The sequence below is a fragment of the Syntrophorhabdaceae bacterium genome, from assembly GCA_028698615.1.
Taxonomy (GTDB): domain Bacteria; phylum Desulfobacterota; class Syntrophorhabdia; order Syntrophorhabdales; family Syntrophorhabdaceae; genus Delta-02.
Genome location: JAQVWF010000028.1, coordinates 21,358 through 32,185 on the forward strand (window position 1 = coordinate 21,358; position 10,828 = coordinate 32,185).

Genomic DNA, 10,828 nt, shown 5'->3' on the forward strand with positions numbered 1-10,828 from the left:
GAAGACACATGGATACGTTCGAGTTCGAAGCGAAAACGTACGAAGAAGCCGTCAGAAAGGCCTCCCTTGAATTGAACGTCGACGAGAGGGACCTTGATATCGATGTCAAAGAGGTTGACACAAAGGGTATCCTCGGCCTCCTGGGCACCAAAAAGATACGAATCACCGTGAAACTGAGGAAAAGGGAGGAGGAAACGGCAACGGAGCCAAAACCGGCAGTCACTACCGTTCCTTCCGGCCAGGATCCATCGGAGGAGACTGCGCAGAAGTTCGGAGAGGCCTTCCTGAAGGATTTCGGCAGGCACGTCGGACTTGAATTCCAGATCATGGTGACGGATATAAGCGAGAAGACGGACAGGATACTTTTTCTCGTGCAGTGCGACAACGGTGATGTCCTCATCGGCAAGGATGGTGAGATTCTCGAGGCGCTCCAGCATCTCCTGAGATTGGCGGTGGCGAAGAAATTCAAGCATAATCTCAAATTACTAGTAGATATAAATGGTTATAGAGAGAGAAGGAGAAAGACCTTGACTCTTATGGCTAAACGTCTCGCCGATAAAGCTAAAAGGACGGGGAAGAACCTCAAAACTGACCCCTTGAACCCTTACGAGCGACGCATCATCCACACACTCTTCAAGCACAACAAAGGTGTGACCACCAAAAGTGAGGGTGAGGGACACATAAAGAGGGTCGTCATTACTCCAACGGGAAACACCTTTGGAAGCGATCGGGGAGGGCCCCGGGGAAACGCCCGGGGAGGTTTCCGTGGCAATTCGCGTGGAAAACGCTGACACCATATGTGCCGTGTCGACACCGCCCGGTGAGGGCGGCATCAGCATAATACGCATCAGCGGACCCGGCGCGCGCGCCATTCTGAAAAAGGTCTTCAGGCCCCGGAAAAGGACCCTGCGGAAGCCCATGCACGGCAGGCTTCAACTGGGGCATGTCGTAGATCCCGTAAACTCCCGGGAGATAGATGAGGTCCTCGCGGTTCTCATGAAAGCTCCCGCCACGTATACACGCGAAGATATCGTTGAAATCCATTCTCATGGCGGTTTTGCGGCACAGAGGGCCATAATTGATGTCCTGCTGGGAGAAGGCGCACGCCTCGCAGAGCCCGGAGAGTTTACGCGCAGAGCCTTCCTCAACGGCAGGATCGACCTCGTTCAGGCGGAATCGGTCCTCGACGTCATACGGAGCGAGACAGACGACGAACTGCGATATGCCCTTTCCTATCTGAAGGGCGGGCTGTCCAAAAAGGTACGCCTCTTCGGGGAAACACTGAAAAAGGCCCTCGTGTCCATAGAGGCGTCCATCGACTTTCCCGACGAGGACCTTGAGATAGATCTGTCGGAGCATTTCGCATCACTGACAAAAACAAGGTGTGAGATCGACGGGCTCATATCATCATACTGCGAGGGAAAAGCCCTGAAACAGGGCTTCACCGCCCTCATCTTCGGCCGGACGAATGTGGGGAAATCAAGTCTTCTCAACGCCCTCGTGATGCAGGAGCGCGCCATCGTCACGTCCCTGCCGGGAACTACGCGCGACCTTATCGAAGAAACGTTTTACCTGAAGGGGACCAAGGTCCGTCTCATCGACACCGCCGGCATACGGACACCTGAGAATATCGTTGAGGAGGAGGGCATCCGCCGGGTCAGAGAAGAGGCGGCCGAGGCAGACCTTATCCTCTGGGTCCTCGACGGTTCTCTCCCCTATTCCCCCGACGATGAACAGGTCTATAGGGATATTAACCAATATAATAAGATAGTTGTGATAAATAAATGCGATGTGACACAAATATTAGACCATAACATATTAGTTTCTAAGGGTATTAAACAGTTATTACATGTTTCTGCGAAGGAAGGGACAGGCCTCAACGATCTTCGGTCTTCAATACTCTCAGCTCTTGAAAAAAACGGGCAAAAGGGTTCTCTCCTCATTACCACCCTTCGTCACAGGAACATCCTCATGAAGGTCTCATCCAACATAACCGCCGCAATAGAGGGCCTCGAGACGGAAGCCCATCCCGAGATCCTCGCCTTCGAACTCCACGAAGCGCTCCATCGTCTCGGCGAGATCACGGGCGAAACATGCTCCGAAGGGATACTCGACGAGATCTTCAGCCAGTTCTGCATCGGCAAATAGAATAAGGCTTGGGTGACTACGCTACAAAAGCAGTGCCGCAGGCGCTATCTCTTGAATGTCGGCGGCGCTTTTGGCTTCTCCGGCGGCGGGCTGGGGGCAGCTCCCGGCGGCGTGGTGCTTGGGTAACAGACGTTGTCGTATAGTATTCCCAGGATCGTATCCAGAGAAAAGTAGGTCCAGGGACCGTTTTCCGTACGGAGCTCGGGTTTTTGCGCTGGTTTGGCTGCGTCGTATTCCCTTGAGGCGACAATGCGGTACTTGCTGGACCCGCAATCGAGCTCTATGAGGCTCTCGAGCTTCTCTATCTCTGCACCATCGTCGTCCGGTTGCGTTATTCGCTCCCATACCTTGACGATGCGTTTGTCGAGCTTCTGAACGCTGGCGGGGTCGAAATAATACCTTCTCGTTTCACCTTCCATATACATCTTCCACTGCCGTCGATCCTTGGACTGCTCCCCGGGTTGCTCCTTCGACTGCTCCCTGGGTTGGTCCTCAGGCCGCGGCTGGGTCTTCGTCTGCGCCATGCACGTCATCGATACGGCGAGAACGATGAACGCCGCGATGAGACTCTTCAAAAGCATTCCCCTTCTTTTCATGATCTCTCCTTGTATATTCTTCCTTATTGCCATATACCGCTCCATTAATAGGGATTGTTCGGGGAGCTCGGTTCTCCCATTAAACTCGACGGCACCGTGGAGACCTCGGGAAAATCATCGGCGGGAAAACGTCTCAGGGCCGAACCCATGAAGGTCATCCATATGGGCAGACACACCCGTGCGCCGCTCTCTCCCTTTCCCAGCGACGTTCTCGCGTCAAAACCCACCCACACACCGGTAGCAACATGGGGTGAGTAGCCCACAAACAGGGCATCATAGTAATTGCTCGTCGTTCCCGTTTTGCCTGCCACGGGATATCCCATATTGGAGACGCCCTTGGCTGTGCCATACTGCACCGGACCCTTCAAAAGGATATTCATTGATGACGCCACCTCCTCGGTCAGGGCCCTCTCCTTCTGAACAACATTCTCTTCAAGGACGGTACCATTCTGGTCCACGATCTTCCTGATGAATATTGGCTTTATGCGGCTGCCTCCATTCGCAAAGGCGGCAAATCCCTTCACCAGCTCCAGGAGAGTGATGTTCGACGATCCGAGGGCAATGGAAAGGTTGTCTTCGACCTCCGCCTCTATGCCGATGTCCCTGATGGTCTCCTTGACGGCGGGAATACCTATTTCCTCGAGGAGCCTGACCGTTGCCGCGTTCTTTGAATAAGCGACGGCGTCGCGCATGGATATCTCTCCCGAATACTTGCCGTCATAGTTTCTCGGCGTCCATGATCTGCCCATGCCCGTCGAGTAGGTCTTCGGTTCATCACGGAGCACGGAATCAGGCGTGTACCCATTCTTGAGAGCCGTGACATATATGAAAGGCTTAAAGGCGCTGCCCGCCTGGACCTTGGCCACCGTAGCCCTGTTATAGGGGCTCTTTTCGAAATCCCTTCCCCCAACAATAGCATAGACATACCCTGAATTCACGTCGAGACTTACGAGGGCCCCTTCGACCTTTAATGAACGCGTGGGCTCGAAATGAAGGACTTTTTTCTTGTCTCCCCCGGTGCAGAGCCCTTTCACCACGTCACCGGGCTTGAAGGGATGGGAATCCATCTTGAGGATGGCCTTCTGCTCGCCGACAAATACCGTATATCCTTCCTTTATCCTCTCTGATATGAGAAGATGACAGGTCTTTCCCTTACTCACGGGCAGGAGTTTGTGGTCGCGCTCTTCCGCCCGCCTGAAATCATCCCATTTTCTCCGTTCCATGCGGTAGAGGACCGTGTATTGACCCTTTCTCTGCTCATAGAGCGCAAGGCCTCTCTTTATCGCATCCTCGGCGAGCTTCTGCATCTCTCTGTCTACGGCCGCGTATATCCTCAGGCCTTTCCTGGAAAGGACTCCCTTGCCGTAGCGCGCTTCGATGTACCGGAATATATGGTCCTTATAGTAGCTGTCGGAAAAAACGCCGTCATCCTCCCTGATGTTCACCCTTTCCTTGAGCATTGCCAGTTTCGCCTTCTCGGTGATGAACTTCTTTTCCACCATCTGCTCGATGACGTATTCCTGCCTCAAGCGTGCGTTCCCGGGATGCCGCTTCGGTGTGTAACGGGAAGGCGCCTGCACAATGCCCGCCAGCAAGGCCGCCTCGGCGGGTGTTATGTTCGAGACGTGCTTTCCGAAATACACCTGGGACGCGGCCTCGACTCCGTAAACGCCATGTCCCATATAGATATTGTTGAGGTAGAGATTCAGGATATCTTTCTTGCTGAGATAGTTTTCCAGTTTGTATGCAAGGATAGCCTCACGTATCTTCCGGTTAAGGCTCTTTTCGGGACCCAAAAGCAAGGACTTGATGACCTGCTGGGTGATAGTGCTTCCTCCCTGAGCCATCCTGCCATAGACCACGTTCTTGATGAACGCCCTCAGGATGCCCATGGGATCGACGCCGCCATGTTTGAAAAAGTCGGCGTCCTCTGCCGCCAGAAAGGCCTCCCTGACATGTTTGGGTATCCTTTTGTAGGGGACGAAGACCCTGTTGTCGGGCACTAAAAGATACGTAAGCTCATCCTTCACGTCATAAATGCTGCTGACCGGTTTGTTCTTGAGATCCTTCAGGGCTATGACGGAGGGGATATCGTTGACAATATAGAAGATAAAAGCCGTAATAAAGAGCGCCGCCGACACGATGAGGAGAACCAGCAGATACTTATACAGCTTTCCCGGCGACCTCTTCCTCCCTTTCTTATTCTTTTTCTTCAAAACACTATCGACCCTTTTCTGACATCGTATGTGCCCGAGACGGTGATCCTCAGTTCAACGATGGAGGTGAAGGGGAGAAACCCCATGGTCCAGAGGGGATCATCGAGGGTGTTTCCGAGGGAGTGCAGCAGGTCGACCAGTTTCCGGAGAGCACGGTCCAATTCGGGCAGGGGTAAACGGGACATGATGGCACCAAGAGGGAGGCGCAAAGCATGGAGAACCTTCCCCCCGTCGACGATGACGATACCCCCTTTCATAGCGAGCACGGTGTTCGCGGCGAGGGCCATGTCATCGTCGTCGAAACCATGAACCAGAAGGCCGTGTGTCTCGTGGGCCACCGTGGACGCAACGCCGCCGCAACGGGCCCCGAAGCCATGAAGGAATCCCTGTCCCCATCTCTTCTGCTCCCTGCGTGTGTAAAGGATCTTGCGAACATCGCCTTGCCGGTCGGGAAGTATGCTGTTTCCGACCCGCGGCAAGGCCAGGTCCATACGTCTGGTGACGGTGCGGTCGACGATGTCGATAACGGGGACCCTCTCCATATTCAGCCGTTCTATGACAAATTCGGCGGCTTCGACGGACGAAAAGGCATAGGGGTAGAATTCCACCCCGACCTCAAGCTGAGGCGACGGCTCCCTTGCAAGCACGCCCGCCTCGGCGGCAAGGGTCCCGCGCTCAAAGACTGTAACCGGCGAAGGCCTCTCCAGGCTTTCAAGAAGGAGTACGTCCGCTATCCTGCCAGGAGTCAGGCTGCCAACGGCGGAATCCACCTTGAAATACCGCGCCGGGTTGATGGTGGCCATTCTGATCGCATCACGCGGTCTCAGTCCAAAACGGACGGCCTCGCTCACGATATGGTCCATGTATCCCTTGCCCATAAGGGCATCCGCGAAGATGCCGTCGGAGACGAGAATAATGGAATCGTTTGGCAGGGCATTGATGGCGGGACACAGATCTTCGAGATCGCTCCTGATGGAACTGTGGCGAACCATCGTATAGAGCCCCAGCCGGATGCGGTTCTTGAGATCGGCGGGGCGGATCGATTCATGGCATGATGTGATGCCCGCCGCCACAAGGGCGTTCAGACGGTCATAGGAAGCGCCAAGCGTATGCCCCTCCACGTTCTTCCCCAGAGAACGGGCGAGGAGCATCCTTTCAAGTATCTCATCCTCGTTCCTGATTATCCTGAGGTACGATGAAACCTCACTGACGGAGGCGCATTCCGGATACCGGGAAAAAAGGCTCCAGATGTCGTAGATGGAAAACATCTCCCCGCCCTCCACCTCCGGATAGGGCGGATATGTGGCGGGCACGCCCCAGAGATACTTCATATTGAAGCCTCGCGCCGATCTGAGGACCTCCACGAACCCTTTCGGCCCGATACAACTGATAAGGTCGTGACTGTCAGAAAAGACCGTCGTCGTCCCTTTCGCTACAGCCACATCGGAAAATGTTGCCGGGTTATAGAACATGTCCACGTGCCCGTGGGCGTCTATGTAGCCGGGAACAGCAATGAGACCGCTCGCGTCGACAACCTTCGTTTCTTCGGATATCTTCGCTTTCTTTTCACCAACGTAGGCTATCCAGCTGCCGCAAACCCACAGATCGCCGGGGAAGGTCTCCCCGGTGAACACGTCGAAGACGGATCCGCCCTGTATGACAACATCCGGTGCCCGATCGGAGCCTGCAACAGCCACAAGGGCCTTCAAATCCTGCAATGTCTTTTCAATCATTCAAACTGTATCCCGGTGATAGTCTTTCTCTAAAGTATGTTTCAATCTAGCCCAAAAACCCCTTCTTTGGCAAGGAATTCGAAGACGGTCTCAGGTTTCAGGCAAAAGTCTGCATTCTCCCGAAACACGGAACCTGAAACTATCCATTAAAGGTTTCCTTGCACCTCATGATGCTGATGAGCGCCACGATACTGGTGATGAAGTATATCCATAGCATCTGCCTGTAGGCGAAAAGGGGGTAGGTGCCGCCTGAGTTGCCTGCCCTGTCCAGGACGTAGCCCATCAGCGGCTGGAAAATGATGGCCCCGATGAAAGGAAAAACGTTGATCATGCCCATGGATGTGCCGGCGATCTCATCGCGGAAAAGCTCCTTTGTGGTCACTATCGCCACGGTACCAACGGAACTGATCGTAACACCCATAAAAAAGAAGAGCACATAGAGCTCCACCATTTTGAGGCGGTCGAAAAAGAAGAGGGCGCAGGCAAAGCACAGGACATTGAGGGCCGACGACCACACGAGGATCTTCTTCCGGCTTTTCAAGGTCCTGTCCGAGAGGTGGCCGATGACGGGGCTCACAAAGATCATTGCGAAGGCTATCATGGAGAGGATGTTGCCGGCGGCGCCTTTGCTGAATCCGTAGACATCCGTCAGGTATGGCCCGGCCCAAAGACCGAAAAAACCGAAAAGCGCGCCTCCCCTCATAATGAACCAGATCGCTATGCTCCAGAAATGCTTGTTCTTTAGGATCACCTTCAGGTCCTTGAGCACATCACGTCTTCCCGCGAGGGCCTCACCGGCTCCGACGACGGGCGGCAATCCCTTCTCTTCCGGAGAATCCTCGACAAATTTCCATATGAGAAAGATGACCGCAAGAGAGATGACCCCGACGATCACGACCGCCGACCTCCATCCGACCATCTCGGAAAGAATGGCGAGAGGCGTTGTCGCGGAGAACCATCCAATGCCGCCCACGGCCATCAGAGCACCCGCGACCCGTGCCAGTTGAGCCCCTCTGAACCAGAGACCGAAGATCCTCATGGATGACACAAAGACGGCGGCAAGCCCCAATCCCACAAGAGAGCGCGCCGCGACGGCAAGACCGAAATACGGAGCCAGACCGAACCCTATGGCGCCCAATGCCGCAATCAGGCTGAAGAGAACGATGGTCTTCTTGGGCCCCCACGAATCTGAGAGGATCCCGACGGGGATCTGCATCGCGGCATAGGAATAGAAGTACGCCGATGCGAGCACGCCAAGGGCCGTTGCCGATATATTGAAGCTGGCGACCAGGTCCTGGGCCACCACGGCGGGTAACACGCGGTGAAAATAGACAACCAGGTATTGTGCCGCGAGAATAAGGAAAAGATACCGCCTGTGACGGTCCACTCTGCAACTCCCCTACATCGCAAAGGATAGTGAAATACCTACAACAATACTTTGCAACAGGCATGCTTTTCAAGTAAAATAGAGACATTCTACCGGGAAGAACCGGAACGCAACGTAATGAAACCCAGCACTCTAAAAAAGCTTCTCGACGTCGTCAAAGGCAAGACAAGGCCCGATGTGGTTATCGTCAACGGGAAGATCATCAACGTCTTTACAAACAGCGTTGATGAAGGTTCCACTATCATTATCAAAGACGGCTTCATCGCCTCTGTCGAGGAGGATGGAAAAGCAGCCGGTTACCGACCGCGAAAGGTCGTAGACGCAAAGGGCGCATATCTTTGCCCCGGATTCATCGACTCCCACACCCACGTCGACAGCCTCTATCCCTTCTATGCCCTCGTTCCCTGGGCCGTCCGGGGCGGAACGACCACGGTGGTATCGGAGACGAGCGCCGTTGCGTGCGCCTGCGGCATGGAAGGCGTCACCGCCTTCACAGAGAGCACGAAAGGCTACCCGGTGCGGTGCTTTTTTCTCGCTCCCCCGCTGACACCTCCTTTTCCGGAGATGGAGGGGTCCAGGGGCCTGACCCTCAAGGAGTTCGTTCGATTCCTCAAGCGAGAGGACGTCCTCGCCATAGGCGAGGCATACTGGACCCGTATTGTCGAGGGGGACCCGCGCGTCCTGAAACAGGCGGCCAGCGCCATCAACGCCAACAAGAAGCTCGATGGCCACGCGGCCGGAGCACACGCGAAAAGGCTCATACAATACGTCCTTACGGGCATCACTTCCTGCCACGAATCGGTAACGGTGGATGAGGTCATCGAGAAGCTCCGCCTCGGCCTCACCATCATGATACGGCAGGGCTTCGTTCGCAAAGAACTCCCCGAGCTTTCACGATTGAAGGATATGGACATCGACACACGAAGGCTCATCCTGACCTCGGATGTCTTCGACGCCGTCATGCTCAAGGAGGACGGCTACCTCGATTCGATCGTGCGCACGGCCATATCCTACGGATTCAAACCCATCGATGCGATAAAGATGGCCACCATCAATCCCGCGGATTATTACGGCCTGAGGCACCTCGGCGCCATAGCGCCGCTGCGCTATGCCGACATCCTTTTTCTTGAAGATCTCAGCGATGTGACGGTACGACATGTCATGGCCAACGGTGAAATGGTCTTCGAAAACGGGCATTTCATCAAGGAGATAGCCCCTCATGTCTATCCCGAAGCGGTTCGCCATAGTATAGAAGCCGGCAAATGTACCGCCGACGACCTCAGGGTCAGGGCGGACGGCAGCTCAAAAACGGTACGGGTCATCAAGGTCGTCAATCAGACCATCACCGAAGAGATGGCATGGACACCCTCCGTGCACGACGGCTATCTGGAAAAGGATCTGGTCCGTGATATCATCCCCGTTTCGGTCATCAACCGCTACGACGGCGCGCAGCGGGGTAAGGGTTTCATCACCGGCATCGGCATCAAGAACGGCGCCATAGCTACAACGCTCATCTGGGACACGGGCAACATCCTCACCATCGGAAGCTCCGAAGAGGACATGGCTAAAGCCGTGAACAGGCTCATAGACATCCAGGGCGGAACGGTCATTGTCAAGGACGGTGAAGTGATTTTTGAGTTCCCTATGCCCGTCTTCGGAACCATGCCCATCGGCACCATCGACGAGATAGCCGACAGGACAACGGAAATGGAACGAAAGGTCCGTGAGATAGGCATCACCCTCGAACGCCCCTTCCTGACCACTCAGACCATACCCTTCTCGGGCCTCCCCTTTCTGCGCATCACCGACAAGGGCCTCGCAGACATCAAGAACCGGCGACTGGTTCCGCTCTTTGTTGATTAGAGACGGTTTCAGTGTTTTAGAGTTCAAATGTTCCAGTGTAAAAAAGACAAAAGACCTTAATCTTTCATCTGTTCTTTGAGGTGCCCGAGAAGGACAATTTGTTTTCCGTGCCCTTTATCAGGCGGGAGATGTTGTCCTTGTGGCGGAGAATGACAAAGAGGGTGATAAGGCTCGCCATGCCGACAAACGCACAGGGGGCCTTGACGAGGTAGAGGCCGATGGGCACTACTACCGCCCCGATGATGGATGCCAGCGATACATAGCGCCATATGGCAAAGATGACGATAAAGGCAACAAAAGCCAGGAAGATGGTCACGGGGCTGATGCCAAGATAGACACCAAGCGCGGTGGCGACACCCTTCCCTCCCCTGAACCTCAGGAAGACAGGAAAGACGTGGCCCAGGAACGCCATGAGCCCCACCAGAGCGATAACATACTCTGGTACGTCAAGGGCCATAGCCAGGGCAACCGGCAGGTAGCCCTTGGCGGCGTCGCACAGGAGCGTGATGATCCCCAGTTTCTTGCCGGCCGCGCGCATAACGTTCGTGGCCCCGATGTTGCCGCTGCCCGTCTTCCTGGGATCGACACCCTTCAATCTCCCAAGGATGACCCCCACCGGTATGGAGCCAATAAGATAGGCAAAGACGACCAATAACGGGTTTATCAACGGGTTCATTAGCTGGTCGGGGAGCACAAGAGAAAGAATAAGCGAAAGATCGGGTCTCTGTCAAACAAGAAAGACGGCCGGCAACGGCTCCTGCAGCCATCCTTACGGTTCGGGCTTTTCGAGCCGTCTTCCTGTTGACAATTTCGGCAGTTTGCTATTATAAAGATTGGGTGCCTGGGTGGCGGAATAGGTAGACGCAAGGGACTTAAAATCCCTCG

At 54.8% G+C, this 10,828-nt stretch carries 8 protein-coding genes; 3 read left to right on the forward strand and 5 right to left on the reverse strand.

The genetic code is table 11. The annotated features are described in order from the left end of the window. Positions 1 to 8 precede the first annotated feature (8 nt). Together PHC90_10155 and mnmE are read left to right on the forward strand one after the other, a co-directional pair. A complete protein-coding gene (locus PHC90_10155) occupies positions 9 to 791 on the forward strand; it encodes a Jag N-terminal domain-containing protein (protein ID MDD3846708.1) in 783 nt (260 codons plus the stop codon). Then, a complete protein-coding gene (gene mnmE / locus PHC90_10160; GenBank protein ID MDD3846709.1) occupies positions 766 to 2,148 on the forward strand; it encodes a tRNA uridine-5-carboxymethylaminomethyl(34) synthesis GTPase MnmE in 1,383 nt (460 codons plus the stop codon). The genes PHC90_10155 and mnmE overlap by 26 nt, the downstream gene beginning before the upstream one ends. Before the next feature lie 44 nt (positions 2,149 to 2,192). Here mnmE and PHC90_10165 read toward each other — a convergent pair whose 3' ends face one another. The 4 genes from PHC90_10165 to PHC90_10180 form a co-directional block, all read right to left on the reverse strand. Then, positions 2,193 to 2,744: a hypothetical protein gene (locus PHC90_10165; GenBank protein MDD3846710.1), complete on the reverse strand. Its 552-nt coding sequence runs from the start codon at positions 2,742 to 2,744 to the stop codon at positions 2,193 to 2,195. 44 nt (positions 2,745 to 2,788) lie between these two features. Then, positions 2,789 to 4,960, reverse strand: coding sequence for a PBP1A family penicillin-binding protein (locus tag PHC90_10170; GenBank protein ID MDD3846711.1), 2,172 nt, complete (start codon positions 4,958 to 4,960; stop codon positions 2,789 to 2,791). After that, positions 4,957 to 6,693 carry an adenine deaminase C-terminal domain-containing protein gene (locus PHC90_10175; GenBank protein ID MDD3846712.1) on the reverse strand — a complete coding sequence of 579 codons (1,737 nt, stop codon included), beginning with the start codon at positions 6,691 to 6,693 and terminating at the stop codon, positions 4,957 to 4,959. Before PHC90_10175 ends, PHC90_10170 begins: the two co-directional genes overlap by 4 nt. A 139-nt stretch (positions 6,694 to 6,832) precedes the next feature. Further along, complete coding sequence (locus PHC90_10180) at positions 6,833 to 8,080, reverse strand: MFS transporter (protein MDD3846713.1); 1,248 nt, start codon at positions 8,078 to 8,080, stop codon at positions 6,833 to 6,835. Between the two features lie 117 nt (positions 8,081 to 8,197). Between PHC90_10180 and PHC90_10185 the strand changes: the two genes are divergently transcribed. Then, a complete protein-coding gene (locus PHC90_10185) occupies positions 8,198 to 9,943 on the forward strand; it encodes an adenine deaminase C-terminal domain-containing protein (protein MDD3846714.1) in 1,746 nt (581 codons plus the stop codon). A gap of 64 nt (positions 9,944 to 10,007) precedes the next feature. Here PHC90_10185 and plsY read toward each other — a convergent pair whose 3' ends face one another. After that, on the reverse strand, positions 10,008 to 10,619 hold the full coding sequence (gene plsY, locus PHC90_10190; protein MDD3846715.1) for a glycerol-3-phosphate 1-O-acyltransferase PlsY: 612 nt from the start codon (positions 10,617 to 10,619) through the stop codon (positions 10,008 to 10,010). Positions 10,620 to 10,828: the final 209 nt, after the last annotated feature.

Excerpts from the sequence above, each read along its gene's own strand:
- plsY (MDD3846715.1), bottom strand. The coding sequence starts at position 10,619 with ATGAACCCGTTGATAAACCCGTTATTGGTCGTCTTTGCCTATCTTATT.
- PHC90_10155 (MDD3846708.1), top strand. The coding sequence starts at position 9 with ATGGATACGTTCGAGTTCGAAGCGAAAACGTACGAAGAAGCCGTCAGA.
- PHC90_10175 (MDD3846712.1), bottom strand. The coding sequence starts at position 6,693 with ATGATTGAAAAGACATTGCAGGATTTGAAGGCCCTTGTGGCTGTTGCA.
- PHC90_10185 (MDD3846714.1), top strand. The coding sequence starts at position 8,198 with ATGAAACCCAGCACTCTAAAAAAGCTTCTCGACGTCGTCAAAGGCAAG.
- PHC90_10165 (MDD3846710.1), bottom strand. The coding sequence starts at position 2,744 with ATGAAAAGAAGGGGAATGCTTTTGAAGAGTCTCATCGCGGCGTTCATC.